Here is a 17,024-nt window from a genome sequence, read left to right as displayed (position 1 = left end):
ACCCGATAAGTTCACGTTTTTCGTTAATTTATCTGTTGCTATTTGCGGTTAAATATAAAGATATAAAACACATAGGGGTTTACATGCAGGGCTTGAAAGTTCGGTATATCATTGGTGTTGTATTATTCTCAGTCGCGTATTTAGCGGGAGCTGAGCCTTTACAACCTGATCCAGCATGGCAGCAAGGGAAGCTAGAAAATGGCTTTAGCTGGCAATTATTACAAACACCGCAACGTCCTAATGATCGTATCCAGCTTAGGTTAGCAATTAAAACAGGCTCATTAACAGAAAAAGCGAGCGAAAAAGGGTACAGTTACCTCATTCCTAAAATGGCGTTGCTTCATCAAACTGAAGCATTTCCAACAGCAACATTACAAGATTTCTGGCGTCAGGCCACAGACCCTGACATGCCAATTCCACCCGCTGTTGTTTCTTATGACTACACCATTTATAGCTTAAGTTTACCGAATAATCGCCCAGACTTAATTAAGCAAGCACTCAGCTGGTTAGCAACTTCTGTTGCAGGAGCTGAGTATACAGAAACGACATTACATAATGGTTTGACAGCACAAAATGTCCCAGTTGCAACACTTCCTTTAAATGCCAATGATCCCGTTTGGCGAGCGCGTTTAAAGGGGTCGACGATGATGGGGTATGACCCAGGCCAAAAACCGAATGATGTTGTAGCTCTTGATAGTGTGAATTCTTTTTATCAAAAATGGTACACACCGGACGTCATGACATTGTATGTAGCGGGCCATGTTGATTCTCGAATGTTATCTGATTCAATTTCACAAACTTTCTCATCATTAGAAGGTAGGCGCTCTGAACCTGTTTCTGTTGCAGTACTATCGGCGGTAAAACCACAATCTATTGATATTTTACAGGAACAGCCTGCACAGGATACGCTTTCATTAATTTGGGATATTGATTGGCTCCCCATTAAAGACTCAAATGTTTTATTGCGTTATTGGTCGAGCGATTTAGCACGTGAAGCGGTTTATCGTTCTTTGCAAAAAGCGTTCAATCAAAAATTTAATCAAGGAGAAGTTGTTCCGGGGTTAGATTGTCGTGTGCAATATCAGAAAGCCAGTTGTACGTTAACGGTGACAGCAGCACCTGAAAAAATGGCAGCGGTAACGGATATTGTTGCGAGTGAGCTTGCATCGATTAACCAAAATGGTATTGCTGCTGAGCTATTTGACGATATGCTTAAAGAAAAACAAGTGCAGTTATCGCAACTATTTGCAGCCTATGCGCGTACGAGTACTGATGTTTTGATTAGCCAACGTTTGATTTCTCAACAAAATGGGGTGGTTGACATTGCTCCTGAACAATACCAGCGGTTAAGGCAATCTTTCTTGGCGTCACAAAGCCTTGAACAGGTGAATATGGAAGCCCGTCGGTTATTATCTCAAGAGGCAGCGTTTGTATTAGCGCAGCCAAAAGATAAACAAATGATGGATGCAGAACAAATTCGCCAGAAATTTACCAAGGTATTATGGCCCCAAATTGCTGCGCCAGTACCAACAGAAGCGGCTCCTGCTGCACCAGCAGAAGAAAACCACACCTCACAATAAGCATGAAAAGATAGATATATGAAAAGATAGTCATTGAATGATTCAGTGGCTACCTTTTCATTAATGTTATTGGCTTAATAGCGATTCAATAACGCGAATTAGAGTCTCTCGCGACTCTCTGTCATCAACAAATCCTGCCGCACTGATTTTTGCTTCTGGTGCGTAATAGGCTACAGATCCCCAAAAGCCTAAATGGGAATACAGGGTGATACCATTGACCACATTCACCATAATGCCTAATCGGTAAAGTTCTGCACCTTCGTGAGAGCCCATACTAAGCATCGTCTTTAGCGTGTTCGGTGATGAAAAAATATTTCCCTCAAACAGCGCTTCTAGAAATATCGCCATTTGTTTCGAGGACATAACTAAACCCCCACCGCCATAGGTATCCATGGAAGCATGAATATGTGTTCCATCCAATTTACCTAAATATTGACGAGCCCGTGGTGCTGCGATTTGCGGCGGTTGTTCTAATGACTCCCAATATGCGCTCTCGAGACCAATAGAATCGAAATGCAAAAGCTCCCTAACAGCTAGGCCAAGAGATTGCCCCGTAATCCGTTCAATAATATCACCGAGCAAAATATAACCCGTATCTGAATAGATAAAGGATTTTGCAGGCGAAAACGTTGGAAATTGTTTACGCATGTACATTTCGATTTGTTCTGTTCGGCTCCAAACATAGTTAGGTTGTTTGAGAACGGCTTTTAGATAGTCTCCATCTGCATGGTCTAGCAGGCCACTACTGTGCTCCAGTAAATGGCGGATAGTGATAGCGTGAGTATTATATTGGGTACTGAGTAGCGTATTATATTGAGGGTCAATATATTCAGATATTGCATCATCAATACTGAGTTTTTCCATTTCAGCAAGACGTAAAATTGCAGCTGCGGTAAATGTCTTTGTATTACTGGCAATTCGTAGTGGTGTATCAACAGTAAGAGGCCTACCTTCAATATCCATTCCTCTAGCACAGAAGGCACCCACGCTATTTTTGCTTTGATTATGATAGTAAAGGACGATGCCACAAGTTAAATTTTCGAGTTGTTGAATAGAGGTGGTCATAATAATCTCATTATTGAATGATTAAGATGAGGATATATGGCATCTTAATCATATCTATACGATCCCTGTACGCTTTAAATGCGCTTAAAGTGACAATATGGCGATGACACAATGGCAAGTGTTTTTTCTTTTTATATAAATTTGGTGCTATGTTTATCCTCAATATAAGAACATAAAATGTACCCAGACATTGAAGTAAAGGAAATAACATGAATAGCTCGAATATATTTCTACAACGGTTAGGTTTGCGTTATCCCATTATACAAGCCCCAATGGCGGGAGTTTCTACTCCGGCGCTAGCCGCTGCGGTTTCAGAAGCTGGAGGGCTTGGCTCACTAGGCCTAGGCGCAAATTCAGTAGAACAAGCTCGCCAATTGATTACTCAAACACAAGCACTGACAAGTAAAGCATTCAATGTCAATTTATTCTGCCATTTACCTGCGAAACGTCATCCTGATAATGAACTGGCATGGAGCCAGTATTTAGCGCCTTATTTCGCTCAATTTAATGAGACTCCTCCTACCTATCTCAATGAAATTTATCACACTTTTTTAGATAACTCAGAAATGTTATCTATGTTACTTGAAACAAAACCTGCAGTAGTGAGTTTTCATTTTAATATTCCATCCATCGAGGTGGTACAGCAATTGAAACAACATGGTATTTATACCATGGCGACGGCAACGAATTTACAAGAAGCACAACAAATTGAATTGGCTGGAATTGATGCTGTTGTTGCACAAGGTATTGAAGCGGGAGGGCATCGAGGCATGTTTGATTTGCAAGTTTTAGATGAAGAACTCACCACTTATGAATTAGTGACGTTAATCTCTCAACATATTGATTTACCTGTGATTGCAGCGGGTGGCATAATGGATGGGCAAGATATCAATAGGGCTTTAGAGTGCGGTGCTGCTGCCGCTCAATTAGGCACTGCATTTTTGCTTTGCCCTGAATCTGCCGCGAACGCAGGCTATCGGGCTAAGATCAAATCGCAAACAGCGGATCACACTCAACTAACTTCTGCTATTTCAGGGCGCCCAGCGAGAGGGATTATTAATCAATTTATTCGAGCAGGTAACGGCTATGAGACAAGTCAATTACCTGATTATCCATTGGTTTATGATATTGGTAAGCAGCTCAATGCAGCAGCAATGAAGTTAGGTAGTGATGAGTTTGCGGCATATTGGGCGGGGCAGAATGTGGCGAAAGCTCGTGAGATGTCTGCGTCTTTATTGGTTAGAACGTTGGCAGAAGAAATGAAACGCTAGTTTTAAACAGTGGTAGGGCGGTTTGTCTTACCGCCCCAGTAAGTTGTTATTTAATTATTTCGTTATCCAATGAACCTTTTGGCTCATCAGTCGCTATCCAAGCTGCACAAAATAAGGTTAAACGCGCAAAGAAGTAAAAGAATGCCATTAGGCCAAGCACTGAACCAAAAGCCGCTCCAGAAGGTGACGAAGCAAGGTTAGGTAAAATCCATGTCATAATGGATTTAATGATTTCAAACCCAATAGCAGCAAGTAATGTTCCTTTAAATAGTGACCTGCGGCGATGCTGCATACGCGGTAGGATCCAAAAAATCCATAAAAATAGTAGGAAATTAGCTATAATTGATATTGTTAAACCAATCAGTGTCCAAGCAGGTTTAAGCCATTCTATACCATCTAACCCAAGCGTACTGACAATCGTTGCTTGTGCAGAGCCAGCAACAGAGGTAAGTGTAATTGTCACAATTAAGGCAATAAGTAGGCCAATTAAGGCAAAGAAGTCGCGAATGTAGCGGAAAATAATATTTTCATGTTCATCTTCATTACGTTCCCATACAGAACGTGATTGTGCCAAAATAGCTAAACGTAAGTTATTAACCCAATTAACCCCTGAGTACACGGCTAAAGCCAACCCTGTCAGCCCAACTGTCGTACGTTGGCGGATTGCGGTGTCTATTGTTCTTTCTAATGTATTTGCGAGCGTAGGGTCAGTAATATTTGCAGAAATTCCACGAACTAATTTTTCAAGCAATTCAGGATTACTGGCTAATACAAAACCGGCAGCGGCGAATGAAAACATTAAAACGGGAATTAAAGAGAGAAAGGAGAAATAGGTAATTGCAGCCCCAAACTGGTTCCCCATTCGGTCATTAAAACGTTGCACGGTACGAATGATGTGAGCAATAAAAGGAATTGCACAAATAAAGTTCACAACTCGCATTGAGAAGGTCACTGCTTTTTTACTGCCATCAATACTTTTATTCAGTGTCGCTTTCAGTTTATTAGTATCTTTCTGTTCTTCTTCCTGCGTATTCGACATTTAATCCCCTTTTCCCGCAACTAAAAGTTGTCTGACTTTTCGACCTATTTAATGCCTATAAATGAATGATATGCATAATACTATAGCTTAAATTGGACAATAACTTCATCCCAATGACTGTTTTAAGAGACAAATAGTCATTGGAACGTTTGTTTAAAGTCAAAGCAACTGGTTAATTAATCAGAGGAAAAGGGGCGTTAGAAATTAAAGCGCATCTTTATAAACTTGCAGTTCAGCTTGGGCTTCTTTTAATTCTGCTTGAGCTTCTGCGAGTTTTCTTTCACGTTTTTTAATTTTACTACTGTCATCGCCTTTTAATTTTTCTTCCTGCAGCTCAGCTTCGCGTTCCTGCACCTTTTCTGTTTTCTCAGCTACATCTTTTTGACTATCACGATATAAAGATTCTGGAGTGCAATAACGATTCACATTATCTAATGCTTCTTCTAAGCCTTTAACTCGATGCTGATTACCATGTTGTTTTGCGTAATCAATTTGTTCTTGAATGCGTTGTTTCTTTATTTCGCAGCCATTTTGTGTTTTTGCTGCCATTACTGATGCGCTAGCAAAAAAGGAAATACAAATACTAGTTGTAAGGAGTAGTTTATTCATCATTTACCTCTGTTTATTTTAAAATTTGTGTTTAGGATAGCGTTTTATTTCTTTTCAGTCATGTGAATTTTAACACAGCTATGGTTATGACATTTGTAGTCAATTTTAGCTATAATGACGCGGATGAATAAATCCGGTCTATTTTTTGTTCAAAAGGGCTATCTTTAAAGAACCTATTTAATAATAGTCATCTTAGTGGCTAGTATTGAATTTCCTCAGGAAACAAACGTTACATGTTAAGTTATCGTCACAGCTTTCACGCAGGCAACCATGCTGATGTGTTAAAACACACAGTACAGAGCTTGATCATTGAATCTCTGAAAGAGAAAGAAAAACCGTTTCTGTATTTAGATACACATTCAGGTGCTGGCCGTTATCAATTAACGGGGGAACATGCAGAAAAAACAGGTGAATATCTTGAAGGGATTGCGCGTATTTGGGAGCAACCTGATTTGCCTGAGGAATTATTGCCGTATATGAATATTGTGCGCCAATTGAATGATAATGGGCGTTTACGCTATTACCCAGGTTCACCATTATTAGCAAAATATTTATTACGTGAACACGATAAGCTGGTATTAACTGAACTACATTCGAGCGATTATCCATTATTACGTACAGAATTTTCACGGGATAACCGCGCGCAAGTTTTCAAGGAAGACGGCTATCAACAGCTAAAATCGAAACTACCCCCACAGAGTCGACGTGGCTTTGCGCTGATGGACCCTCCTTATGAGATGAAGACGGATTATGAAGCGGTCGTGAAAGGGGTGGTGGAAGGCTATAAACGCTTTGCAACAGGAACATATGCAATTTGGTATCCTGTTGTATTACGTCAACAAATTAAGCGTATGGTCAATCAATTAGAAGCAACAGGCATTCGTAAAATATTACAAATTGAATTGGCGGTACGTCCTGATAGCGACCAACGTGGGATGACGGCATCCGGTATGATAGTGATCAACCCACCTTGGAAACTTGAGCAGCAAATGAAGAATGTGCTGCCATGGTTACATAAAACACTCGTCCCAGAAGGCACTGGGCATACGTTAGTTGAGTGGATTGTGCCAGAGTAAACTGTATTTTTGATAGGTAATACCGATTAAATTAACAGGTGTTATCTATCGTAAAGCGCTATTTATGCCATGACAATCAATAGTATGATGCGAGAAAATGCATTCATAAATCATTCAATCAATGGGAATAACCAAATTATGAGCAAACATTACGACTATATCGCAATTGGTGGCGGAAGCGGTGGTATTGCGTCGATGAACCGTGCAGCAATGTATGGGCAAAAATGTGCCTTAATTGAGGCGAAAGCATTAGGTGGGACTTGTGTTAACGTGGGCTGCGTACCGAAAAAGGTGATGTGGCATGCGGCACAAATCTCGGAAGCTATTCGCAATTATGGTCCTGATTATGGTTTTGATGCGACAATTAATCGTTTTGATTGGAAAACACTTATTGATAGTCGTACTGCTTATATTGACCGAATTCACCAGTCTTATGACCGTGTCTTAGGGAATAATAAAGTTGATGTCATCAATGGTTTTGCACGTTTTATTGATGCCCATACTGTTGAGGTAAATGGTGAAACCTACACGGCAGACCATATTTTGATTGCAACTGGCGGGCGTCCAGTGATCCCTGCTATCCCAGGTGCAGAATATGGCATGACTTCTGATGGCTTCTTTGAACTTGAAGCATTGCCAAAACGTGTTGCGGTTGTGGGTGCCGGTTATATTGCCGTTGAACTTGCTGGTGTATTAAATGGTTTAGGCGCAGAGGCGCATTTATTTGTGCGTAAACATGCCCCGTTACGTTCATTTGACCCACTGATTGTCGAAACATTAGTGGAAGTCATGAATACGGAAGGCCCTAAACTGCATACGGAATCAATTCCAAAAGAAGTCGTGAAAAATGCAGATGGTTCACTGACATTAAAATTGGAAAATGGCCAAGAACAAACCGTCGATGCATTAATTTGGGCTATTGGTCGTGAACCAATGACAGATAACCTGAATATTGAAGCCACAGGCGTCGCACTGAATGAAAAAGGTTATATCAAGGTTGATAAATACCAAAATACCAATGTACCGGGTGTCTATGCGGTTGGTGATAATACTGGCGCCGTTGAGTTAACCCCTGTTGCGGTTGCTGCGGGTCGTCGTTTATCTGAACGTTTATTTAATAATAAACCGGATGAGCACTTAGATTACAGTAATATCCCAACTGTGGTGTTCTCTCACCCACCAATTGGTACAGTTGGTTTAACTGAACCAGAAGCGATTGAAAAATATGGTGCTGATAAAGTTAAATGCTATAAGTCATCTTTCACAGCCATGTATACCGCCGTCACTTCGCATCGCCAGCCTTGCCGTATGAAATTGGTCTGTGTGGGTGAAGAAGAAAAAATCGTGGGTATTCATGGTATCGGTTTTGGTATGGATGAAATCTTACAAGGCTTTGCGGTTGCATTAAAAATGGGTGCAACCAAAAAAGACTTTGATAATACGGTGGCTATTCACCCAACAGCGGCAGAAGAATTTGTGACCATGCGTTAAGTATTGGTTATTTAAATTAAAAGCTAAGTTCATTTGAGCTTAGCTTTTTTTTGGCATTATTTTGCCAACAGTTCTGCAATCGCAGGAATAGCCGCTAAGCTATCAAGGTATTTTTGCATCGCAGGGGTGGTTTCCATGATTTGGTATTTAACTAAAAACATCACAAATGCACCGACATACACATCAACAGCAGTAAATTGCTCGCCACAAATAAACGGTTTAGCATTGTTTAAACCGATTTCTAAACAGGCCATTGTGCGTTCGACAGAACCAAAGCCAGAAGATTTTTGCTGTTCTTCATCTAATTGAATGCCTAAATTATTGATAGTGAAGGCAGATTCAATTGGGCCAGCAGTAAATAAGAACCAACGGTAGTAATCTGCACGTTTAGGGTCATTCAAAGCTGGTGCTAAACCTTTTTCAATAAATTTATCCGCTAAATACAAGCAAATTGCAGCGGTTTCAGTGACGACGGCATCACCATCAACAAGTGCGGGAACTTTCGCCATCGGATTAATTGCAAGATATTCCGCCGTATGCATATCTGCACCATAACCTAATTCAATACGCTTGTAAGGAACATCTAAAATTTTTAATAGTAGGTCGACCGTGTTGCCACGTGACATTGAATTAGTAAAAAGAACCAGTTCGCTCATGGTGATTTCCTTATATGAAGTTGAGTGCTTACTATAAGGGAGCGGAGTGTCAGAAATTGTCAGGAGAGACGCACAATACTTCTTTTTGCCAGCGCTCTAGTAGGTAATTTTTGGGGTAAGGTAGTTTATCTGAAAGTGCATGATAAGACTGAATGCGGTCTAAACGAAAATGGCGGTAACTTTCACGTAATTCACACCAAGCGGCTAATACTTGGGAATCTTTCATATAACCAATGGCAATTGGCCAAATAATTCGTTCACTAGGTTGATTTTGCCCATCAAGGTAAGTCATTTTGGCTTTGCATTCTTCTCGTAAACTTAAACGTAAGTCTTTAACAATGACGTCATTAATTTCATAGAAATGTGTGGTGGGGGCAAATAAGGTATTTTGATTTAGGATTTTCTGTGAATGACCTGCAGCTACAGCATTAATTTTGCTTATCGCCCGTATTGCTGAGTTTTTTAGTTCAGTGTCTGCGTTACTTTTTACCCAACGTAAACCTAATATTAAGGCTTCAAGTTCATTTTCATCGAAAGCTAAAGGCGGTAGTAATAGTCCCGTTTTTAATTGGTAACCAATACCTGCTTCCCCGATAATTTCAGCACCTTGATCACGCAGGGATTCAATATCTCGATAGATAGAACGCACGCTGACTTGAAGTTGTGATGAAAGTGCTTCAGCCGTAATAGGATAGCGATTTTCTTTGAGTATCTGCAATAGGGTGAGTAGACGCTGGGTGCGGGTCATGAAGTTGTCTGCTTAATGTTATTGAGTGAGAAAAACAGCAAAGCTAATTTAGCTATAGTAAAAAAATAATGAGCTGAATGCTAATTTATATGTAAATTGGTGATAAAGGGAGTGGAAAGTTCCCTTTATCAATACCGATAAATACACGGTAATATCATTTAAAACGTTAAAATAGTTTTTAACCCTAGGACCCATGCATCTGATGTTTTCTGGACGCCGCCTGGTTGATGCCAATATTGCATACTTGGTTGGAGTTCCAGCCAGTGAACAGGTTTAAAGCGATAATATAGTTCTGCATTTAACGCGTTTGAAGTAATAGGGTGATATAACGGGTCATTATAATCGGTGATCCCTAGCTGCTCATTTTGTATTTTTTGGTTTTTCGCAAAGTGGTCGCTGAGCTCAATATATGAGACACCGAGACCAATCCAATCTTCAGGCCTTGCATCAAATGCACCGCGGTAGCGAAGGGAGCTTGAAACAACATAATTCATGAAATTACTGCGTTCATCATGATAACTGCCACTGACTGACAAACTTAAACCTCGATTTTCATCATCTTGATGGCGAGTTAATTGTTGGTTCATTCCACCATAGACAAACCATGTGTTGTTATAGCTTTTATCTTTATACAGGTCATGCTGTTTGGCATTGGTATATAATAACCCTAAGTTATAAGCGCCAGGCAACCCATTGACGAAAGTGCGATTTTCAACTTCTAAGGGTAATAAAATACCTTTACTACCTTTGGTTGACCAACTCCACGCATGGCTTCTATCCGTCGCTTGAGGATTCTGCTCCATAATCCCTGTTTTGATGGTAATTTCAGGGGTAATCTTATAGCTAACAGTCGTTCCCCAAGAATGAATATTCCAGTTGCTCCATATCAGGGCATTAGCTGATTTTCCGCCACATTGGCTGAGTAGTTGGAAATCACAAGGGATAATTTGGTCGAATTCTTGTACTTTGTTCATCATCCCAATACGCCAAGTTAGTCGGCGGTCATCAAAACTGCGAGCAAAAGTAAGCCAACCTAACCGCGTTACGGAGCCACCTCCATAGCTTTCTTGTGCAAGGTCATTATTAGGTACTCGAGGGTCTTGCAGGCGCTTGACTGTCAGGTTGTCTTCATGGTTACGATTGACAATGTTTCCTTCAATACGAGCATCGGGAATTCCTGTCCAACGTTCAAGATCTTGTGTGAATGTGAAAGCAAATTGGTCTATATAAGCAGTATGTTTGTCATTATTATAACCGCCCCCTGCATTATAGGCGACTTGGCTCAAATAATTACTGTGAAATGAAAAGCCGTGGTCAGATAATATAGGACGTATGCCCAACATATCACCAAATATTCCTTTAGGAGCGGGCTCAAAGCCTAAAACAGTTCCATTCCATTGTTGTTCATTAGCAATAGCAGGCAATGTTAAAAACAACAAAGAGAATAATAATTTTTTATTCATGTCGGAGATAACCTATTAGCAATGGTTTGCTTTAACCCAATAATAGAGAATGGGCTCATGCGGTGTTATTTTTAATATAAGGAATCTCGAGATAAATAATTATCCCGAGATAGTTTTATTATATTTAGATATTTATTCTATTGATTTAATAACTCTCCTTGGCTCTTGATAATACTTTGGTACCAATAGAAGCTTTTTTTACGTTTTCTTTCGAGAGAGCCGTTACCTTGGTTATCACGGTCAACATAGATAAATCCATAACGTTTTGACATCTCTGCATTGGATGCACTGACAATATCTATAGGCCCCCAGCTGGTATAACCCATAATATTAACACCATCTTGAATAGCCTCATGGATTTGAACTAAATGGTCGTTGATATATTGAATACGATAATCATCAATAATTTCTCCCTCAGGCGTTATTTCATCAATAGCGCCTAGTCCATTTTCAACAATAAATAATGGTTTTTGATATCGATCCCATAATAAATTTAATAGCGTTCTAATTCCTTTTGGATCTATTTGCCATCCCCATTCTGAGCTTTCTAAATAAGGATTTGGGACCATACTAAGGATATTTCCGCGTTTTTTCTCATATTCATCTTTATCTGCGGTAATACAACCTGTCATATAATAACTGAATGAGATAAAGTCCACTGTATTTTGTAAGTCACGTTTATCTTCTTCTGTTATTGTAATATTAACTTGGTTATCTCTAAAATAGCGTAGCATATAACCTGGGTATTGGCCTCTGCATTGTACATCACCAAAAAATAGCCATTTGCGATTTTCTATCATGGCTTCCCATACATCATCAGGCTTACAAGTTAATGGATAAACGAGACCTCCTAATAACATGTTACCGATTTTAGCATCAGGGATAATGCTATGGCAGGCTTTAGTGACTCTAGCGCTGGCGACAAGTTGGTGGTGAATCGCTTGGTAAACCTCAGAAGGAGAACTATTTTCAGGTAGGCCCACACCAGTCATTGGTGCATGTAGTGACATATTAATCTCATTGAACGTCAGCCATAGTTTGACCTTATTTTTATAACGTTCAAAGACGGTACGTGCATAACGTTCGAAAAACTCAATCGTTTTACGATTTCCCCAACCGCCATATTGTGTCACTAGGTGATAGGGCATTTCATAATGGGATAATGTAATGACAGGTTGAATGTTATGCTTTGCCATTTCATCAAATAAATTATCATAAAAAGCGAGGCCTTCTTCATTGGCCGTTAATTCGTCACCAAGTGGAAATATACGGCTCCATGCAATCGAGGTTCGTAAGCAGGTGAAACCCATTTCAGCGAAAAGTGCGATATCGGTTTTATATTGGTGATAAAAATCGATGGCAATATCTTTAATAAAACTCTCATTTTGTGTTCTTTCAATTAATGAACCAAATATGCCATGAGGTTGAACATCGGATGTGCTGAGCCCTTTACCCGCAGTTAAATAAGCACCTTCAGCTTGATTGGCTGCGATTGCGCCACCCCATAAAAATGAATTTGGAAATTTAATCATGCTTAGCTCCTTATTTGTGGTTAACGGTGATAAATTTCTGACAGCTTTGAATTGATTTATTGAGCTCGACGAATTCGATCGACGCATAATCATCACTGTTGCTTACAATAACAGGGGTTGTTAAGTCATATCCTGCCTCGAGAATTTTTTCTCGGTCAAATGTCAGTAATAAATCACCTGCTTTGAATGCATCACCTTGTTTAATTTGAGGTGAAAAATGAAGCCCATCTAATTTCACGGTATCGATCCCCACATGGATGAGTAGTTCAATACCGCTTTGGCTTAATAACCCTAATGCATGGCCAGTTTTAAATAATGAGCTCACTTCACCATCGAATGGCGCATAGACTTTCCCAGTATTTGGAATAATGGCAGCACCTTGTCCAAGTAAACCACTTGCAAAAGTTTCATCTGGAGTATCTTTTAATGGGATAGCTGCACCGCCCAATGGTGCAAGAACGTCATTGGGGGGCGACGTAATCTCAGTTTTAACCGATATTTCAGGGGATATCGCTTCCCTTTTAATACCAAAGAAACGGGTTGCGATAGTGGCAAATAAGAAAGAGAGCGTTGTACCAATAATGGCTCCCCAAACAGTATTATCAACACCATGTTCCGGGATGATTTGTGCAAAAGTGAAAATATTAATTAACCCAAATGAGAATGTCAGAGTTTGGCTATAGCCAACAATTGCGCCACCAACACCACCACCAATACAGCCAAAAATAAAAGGTCGGCGCAAAGGAAGAGTCACACCGTAGACAGCAGGCTCAGTAATACCAAATAAGCCAGCAGTAACAGAAGAGCCAGCCATAATTTTCATTTTTGCATTTTTTGTTGCTAATAGAACACCTAAAGTGGCGCCAATTTGCCCTGCTACAGCGGGAAGTAATAGGGGGAAAAGCGCATCATGGCCTAGGGCACTTAAGTTATTAATACCAATAGGGACAATTCCCCAATGTAAACCGAAAATAACGCATATTTGCCAAACAGCACCCATGAAAGCACCTGCGATAACTGGGGCAAAGTTGTAAATAGCTTGGAAACTCTCCGCAATTAACATGCTTATCCAAGTTGCTAAAGGCCCAATAACAAGAAAGGTCAGAGGGACAATAATGAGTAAGCACAAGAAAGGTGTAATAAAATTCTTCATTGCAGAAGGTAAAATTTGGTTTAGTCGCTTTTCAAGCAGGCAGCTTAACCAAGAGGCAAAAATAATCGGAATGACAGATGCTGCATAGTTAATAAAGGTGACTGGGATCCCCAAAAAATATTCAGGTGTAGAACCCGCAACGAGACTTTGCTGAAAAGCGGTAATCATCATTGGGTGAATGAGTGCACCACCAATCGTCATGGTAACAAATGGGCTTCCACCAAATTTTTTCCCTGCGGTGTAACCGAGTACCAGTGGGAAAAAATAGAATAAAGAGTCACTTGCTGCAAACCAGATTTGATAAGTGCCACTGCTTGTGGATAGCCAACCTAATGCGTCTGCTAATGAAAGTAACCCTTTTAAAATACCTGAAGCAGCCATGATGCCTAAAATAGGCGTAAAGATGCTGGAGACAATATCAATAAAGTAGCCTAGTAGGCTTTCTTTATCTTGTTTTACCACTTTTTTTCCCGTTTTTTTGGGCTGATTTATTGAGTTTGAAGTTGTATCAATTAACTGATTAACTGCGTTAAAAACTTCGTTAACGTGGTTACCGATGACGACTTGAAATTGACCGCCGCTTTCAACTACGGTAATAACCTCTGGACTTTGTTTTAATTGCTCTGCATTGGCTTTTTTACTTTCTTTCAGTTTAAAGCGTAGGCGTGTCGCGCAATGTATTAAATCGACAACGTTATCTTTTCCTCCAACGTTTTCGATAATTTGCTCCGCCAAAGCTTGATATTTCATATTGATTTCCTTTATTACCTGAACAATAGAAGCCAAGTTACTATTGATAAATAAGCAAAAAAAAACCTGACTCACCACCAGCACGAATAAGGCTAGTAGTGAAAATCAGGTTTTGCCTGCCAACGGGCAGTAGCAATCCATCGGTTTTTATCAGTTTGTATCAATAAATAGTTTTTCGGCTTACTTTGCGTCACTTATGTGACGATTTTTCTTTCCTAATACGCTCTATATGAATGGTTAAATACATGCGTTCTTCATCTGTTAAGTCGCGTTGGTATTTCTTGGATAAATAAGTACTGACCTTTTCAGCACATTTCCAAGAAATTGAATAATTTTCTTTGATGACAAGATGCATCGCAATATCGTCATTAGGAACTGGCTCATCACTCATCATACGATGGGTAAAAAACTTTAAATGAGTTACAAACCGCTGATAACTTAGTGTGTCCTCATGATATTCAATTTGTAGATGATATTTTACGATGTTCATGATTTCATTCATTATCGCCATCGTTTCCATGACAATTGGCATCTCACCCGTCAACTGAGCATTGACGAAATGTAACGCGATAAAGCCAGCTTCATCGATGGGTAACTCAATCTCTAAATCTTGTTTAATCAATGCCAATGACTCTAGCCCCAACTGGTACTCTTTTGGGTAAAGTCGTTGAATTTCCCATAACATGGTATTAGTGATAGCTAGGCCTTTTTGCTGTCTTTCAATTGCATAATTACAGTGATCAGTTAAAACGATATATAAGCTTTCATGTAGGTTGCCAAGTTTACTTTTCGCATTTTCAATTATTTTGTCACAGACTTTCATAATAGAAATTGGTATTTGGCTTAACAGTTCACTTAATCGGCTTGTTAATTCATGGCTACGTAACTCAAAGACTTTTTCTATTTTTTTAGAATCGACAAAGTCATTAACTTTCATTTGAAAGGCGAGCCCACGCCCCATAACGACAATTTCTTGCTGTTGTTCATTTAGGGCAACGACCACATTGTTGTTTAAAATTTTTGCGATCTGCATTTTGTTTCCCCTAAAACGAAAAAAACCTGATAGCACAATGATAATTCATTGACTAATCAGGTTTTGCCTGTGTGATAAGCACAGTAACAATCCAGTAACTTAATTTTCAAATACTGTAATTAAACTTTTTGGGTTATTCAAACAGCAAAGTATGAAAATGTGAACTCACACGCTCAATTCAGCCAATCTCTTTTTTGCATGGCTAATGACGGTATCGTGCTTATTTAATTGTTTTTTGCCACCAAGACACTTTTTTGCCACCAAGACACAATGTAATCTGCGATTTGCTCTGGGTTATTGATATCTAACTGCGGCACGTTGGTATCAATGATTTCATCACTGGCAACAGCCACCACATAGTTATCTATCAAACCGTTGAGAGGTTTGCCCACTTCAGAGCGAAACAAGGCGATTTTATCGATCGGTTCGTGCTTAAAGCCCTCAACTAAAATCAGATCTAATGTTGTGTGATCGAAACGACTGGCTAAATAGTGTAGATCCATTTCATTAGCTTCGGGGGTTTCGGTCATCAGCGCCCAGCGCTTTGCACTGGCAACAAGCGTTTGGTTTGCGCCAGCTTTACGTAATTCAAAACTGTCTTTGCCCGGTTTATCCACTTCCATGTCATGGTGAGTGTGCTTAATTAAACCAACGCGAACGTTACGCAGCTTAAGCAGAGGGATAACTTTTTTTAATAGAGTCGTTTTTCCTGTGCCGCTATAAGCGGTAATTCCAAGTAGGGGTAGAGTATTTTGCTTCATGATTCTTTTTGTTGTAACTCCCAGTTACGGCTATCTTCCAGTGTATTAAGATTCGCAAATGAACCCGATTCGGGTGAGAAAATAACACTTTTTGCATTAATTTCATGCATAAAGAGCATTAATTTACGGTCACCTCTTGCAAGGTAATCATCAAGTTGAGCTTTTAGTGAGCGATGCAATAAAGCAAACGTCGGGTGCTCTCGTTCTGTATCACAAGCGTAGCAGGCTAAATGTTTTTCTTTCTCATTGAACATTTTTTCCGCTAAATTGAGAGGGAAAGCAGGAACATCGCAAGGCACAAACAGTAACCAATCTGTTTTGGCATGGTGTAAAGCCGCTTGCATTCCTGCTAATGGGCCAGAAAAATGGTTATTTAAATCAGAGATAACCGTCAATTGGCTTTCACTGTAACGCGGTTGATTACGGTTTGCATTGATGAGTACTTCGCCAACTTGGGGTTGTAAGCGTGCTAAAATATGTTGATAGAGCGGCTTTCCTGATAAAAGTACCAATCCCTTATCTTGACCACCCATTCGAGAGCCTCGGCCACCAGCAAGTATCACACCAGTTATTAACTGACGAAATGACATGTTCAATATCCTTGAATATCTTCAAGAAAATGTTTCAACATTCCTAGAAAACACTTTCGAGTATAGTAATTACTAAAATTTATTCTATTTTGCTATAAAATCAATGAATATTCGTGCGTATTGCAGTTAAACTTTACGTAGATTGACAACAGTTCGCTTTTTCTCTTGTATGATTATTGGTAACTTGTATCGAATATTCGTGATAAA

Annotated in this window: 15 protein-coding genes; 4 read left to right on the top strand and 11 right to left on the bottom strand. The window is 39.7% G+C overall.

Features of this window, described 5'->3' with window-relative positions; all coding sequences use genetic code 11:
* Positions 1-83: 83 nt before the first annotated feature.
* The gene (locus M1F25_RS20510; protein WP_228677355.1) at positions 84-1,580 is read left to right on the top strand and encodes an insulinase family protein; all 1,497 of its coding nucleotides are present in this window, start codon (positions 84-86) and stop codon (positions 1,578-1,580) included.
* A gap of 66 nt (positions 1,581-1,646) precedes the next feature.
* Here the strand turns inward: M1F25_RS20510 and M1F25_RS20505 are convergent, their stop codons facing one another.
* Positions 1,647-2,645: a serine hydrolase domain-containing protein gene (locus M1F25_RS20505; RefSeq protein ID WP_181488853.1), complete on the bottom strand. Its 999-nt coding sequence runs from the start codon at positions 2,643-2,645 to the stop codon at positions 1,647-1,649.
* A gap of 209 nt (positions 2,646-2,854) precedes the next feature.
* Between M1F25_RS20505 and M1F25_RS20500 the strand changes: the two genes are divergently transcribed.
* Positions 2,855-3,916 carry an NAD(P)H-dependent flavin oxidoreductase gene (locus M1F25_RS20500; RefSeq protein ID WP_181488851.1) on the top strand — a complete coding sequence of 354 codons (1,062 nt, stop codon included), beginning with the start codon at positions 2,855-2,857 and terminating at the stop codon, positions 3,914-3,916.
* A gap of 46 nt (positions 3,917-3,962) precedes the next feature.
* Here M1F25_RS20500 and yhjD read toward each other — a convergent pair whose 3' ends face one another.
* Both yhjD and M1F25_RS20490 read right to left on the bottom strand, forming a co-directional pair.
* Positions 3,963-4,955 carry an inner membrane protein YhjD gene (yhjD, locus tag M1F25_RS20495; RefSeq protein ID WP_112307791.1) on the bottom strand — a complete coding sequence of 331 codons (993 nt, stop codon included), beginning with the start codon at positions 4,953-4,955 and terminating at the stop codon, positions 3,963-3,965.
* A 204-nt stretch (positions 4,956-5,159) separates the two neighbouring features.
* Positions 5,160-5,564: a DUF1090 domain-containing protein gene (locus M1F25_RS20490; RefSeq protein ID WP_036958592.1), complete on the bottom strand. Its 405-nt coding sequence runs from the start codon at positions 5,562-5,564 to the stop codon at positions 5,160-5,162.
* Positions 5,565-5,797: 233 nt separating this feature from the next.
* Here M1F25_RS20490 and M1F25_RS20485 point away from each other — a divergent pair, with 233 nt between their 5' ends.
* Both M1F25_RS20485 and gorA read left to right on the top strand, forming a co-directional pair.
* A complete protein-coding gene (locus M1F25_RS20485; protein ID WP_004262593.1) occupies positions 5,798-6,640 on the top strand; it encodes a 23S rRNA (adenine(2030)-N(6))-methyltransferase RlmJ in 843 nt (280 codons plus the stop codon).
* 138 nt (positions 6,641-6,778) lie between these two features.
* Positions 6,779-8,131 carry a glutathione-disulfide reductase gene (gene gorA, locus M1F25_RS20480; protein ID WP_036958623.1) on the top strand — a complete coding sequence of 451 codons (1,353 nt, stop codon included), beginning with the start codon at positions 6,779-6,781 and terminating at the stop codon, positions 8,129-8,131.
* 56 nt (positions 8,132-8,187) lie between these two features.
* Here the strand turns inward: gorA and M1F25_RS20475 are convergent, their stop codons facing one another.
* From M1F25_RS20475 to mobA, 8 genes are all read right to left on the bottom strand, one after another.
* Entirely contained in the window at positions 8,188-8,787 is a 600-nt protein-coding gene (locus M1F25_RS20475) for a glutathione S-transferase family protein (protein WP_004262587.1), read from the bottom strand.
* Between the two features lie 49 nt (positions 8,788-8,836).
* Positions 8,837-9,535, bottom strand: coding sequence for a helix-turn-helix transcriptional regulator (locus M1F25_RS20470; RefSeq protein WP_112307790.1), 699 nt, complete (start codon positions 9,533-9,535; stop codon positions 8,837-8,839).
* Positions 9,536-9,693: 158 nt separating this feature from the next.
* Positions 9,694-10,998 (bottom strand): carbohydrate porin, encoded by a 1,305-nt coding sequence (locus M1F25_RS20465; RefSeq protein ID WP_112307789.1) that lies wholly within the window; start codon positions 10,996-10,998, stop codon positions 9,694-9,696.
* Positions 10,999-11,135: 137 nt separating this feature from the next.
* Entirely contained in the window at positions 11,136-12,530 is a 1,395-nt protein-coding gene (locus M1F25_RS20460; protein ID WP_112307788.1) for a glycoside hydrolase family 1 protein, read from the bottom strand.
* A gap of 10 nt (positions 12,531-12,540) precedes the next feature.
* Positions 12,541-14,433 carry a PTS beta-glucoside transporter subunit IIABC gene (bglF, locus tag M1F25_RS20455; protein WP_181488849.1) on the bottom strand — a complete coding sequence of 631 codons (1,893 nt, stop codon included), beginning with the start codon at positions 14,431-14,433 and terminating at the stop codon, positions 12,541-12,543.
* Between the two features lie 190 nt (positions 14,434-14,623).
* Positions 14,624-15,466 (bottom strand): BglG family transcription antiterminator LicT, encoded by an 843-nt coding sequence (licT, locus tag M1F25_RS20450; RefSeq protein WP_094960791.1) that lies wholly within the window; start codon positions 15,464-15,466, stop codon positions 14,624-14,626.
* Between the two features lie 224 nt (positions 15,467-15,690).
* Positions 15,691-16,227, bottom strand: coding sequence for a molybdopterin-guanine dinucleotide biosynthesis protein MobB (gene mobB / locus M1F25_RS20445; RefSeq protein ID WP_181488847.1), 537 nt, complete (start codon positions 16,225-16,227; stop codon positions 15,691-15,693).
* Complete coding sequence (gene mobA, locus M1F25_RS20440) at positions 16,224-16,817, bottom strand: molybdenum cofactor guanylyltransferase MobA (protein ID WP_164454874.1); 594 nt, start codon at positions 16,815-16,817, stop codon at positions 16,224-16,226. Before mobA ends, mobB begins: the two co-directional genes overlap by 4 nt.
* Positions 16,818-17,024 lie beyond the last annotated feature (207 nt).

Source organism: Providencia sp. PROV109 (genome assembly GCF_033681625.1).
Classification (GTDB): domain Bacteria; phylum Pseudomonadota; class Gammaproteobacteria; order Enterobacterales; family Enterobacteriaceae; genus Providencia; species Providencia hangzhouensis.
The sequence above is the reverse complement of the archived record's forward strand: the minus strand, read 5'-3'. Positions and strand labels throughout refer to the sequence as shown.

Bases quoted from the DNA above. Each gene is read 5' to 3' on its own strand.
- mobB (WP_181488847.1), bottom strand. From the start codon at position 16,227: ATGAAGCAAAATACTCTACCCCTACTTGGAATTACCGCTTATAGCGGC.
- M1F25_RS20485 (WP_004262593.1), top strand. From the start codon at position 5,798: ATGTTAAGTTATCGTCACAGCTTTCACGCAGGCAACCATGCTGATGTG.
- M1F25_RS20475 (WP_004262587.1), bottom strand. From the start codon at position 8,787: ATGAGCGAACTGGTTCTTTTTACTAATTCAATGTCACGTGGCAACACG.
- M1F25_RS20490 (WP_036958592.1), bottom strand. From the start codon at position 5,564: ATGAATAAACTACTCCTTACAACTAGTATTTGTATTTCCTTTTTTGCT.
- M1F25_RS20460 (WP_112307788.1), bottom strand. From the start codon at position 12,530: ATGATTAAATTTCCAAATTCATTTTTATGGGGTGGCGCAATCGCAGCC.
- bglF (WP_181488849.1), bottom strand. From the start codon at position 14,433: ATGAAATATCAAGCTTTGGCGGAGCAAATTATCGAAAACGTTGGAGGA.
- M1F25_RS20510 (WP_228677355.1), top strand. From the start codon at position 84: ATGCAGGGCTTGAAAGTTCGGTATATCATTGGTGTTGTATTATTCTCA.
- M1F25_RS20465 (WP_112307789.1), bottom strand. From the start codon at position 10,998: ATGAATAAAAAATTATTATTCTCTTTGTTGTTTTTAACATTGCCTGCT.
- gorA (WP_036958623.1), top strand. From the start codon at position 6,779: ATGAGCAAACATTACGACTATATCGCAATTGGTGGCGGAAGCGGTGGT.
- yhjD (WP_112307791.1), bottom strand. From the start codon at position 4,955: ATGTCGAATACGCAGGAAGAAGAACAGAAAGATACTAATAAACTGAAA.
- M1F25_RS20470 (WP_112307790.1), bottom strand. From the start codon at position 9,535: ATGACCCGCACCCAGCGTCTACTCACCCTATTGCAGATACTCAAAGAA.
- licT (WP_094960791.1), bottom strand. From the start codon at position 15,466: ATGCAGATCGCAAAAATTTTAAACAACAATGTGGTCGTTGCCCTAAAT.
- mobA (WP_164454874.1), bottom strand. From the start codon at position 16,817: ATGTCATTTCGTCAGTTAATAACTGGTGTGATACTTGCTGGTGGCCGA.
- M1F25_RS20505 (WP_181488853.1), bottom strand. From the start codon at position 2,645: ATGACCACCTCTATTCAACAACTCGAAAATTTAACTTGTGGCATCGTC.
- M1F25_RS20500 (WP_181488851.1), top strand. From the start codon at position 2,855: ATGAATAGCTCGAATATATTTCTACAACGGTTAGGTTTGCGTTATCCC.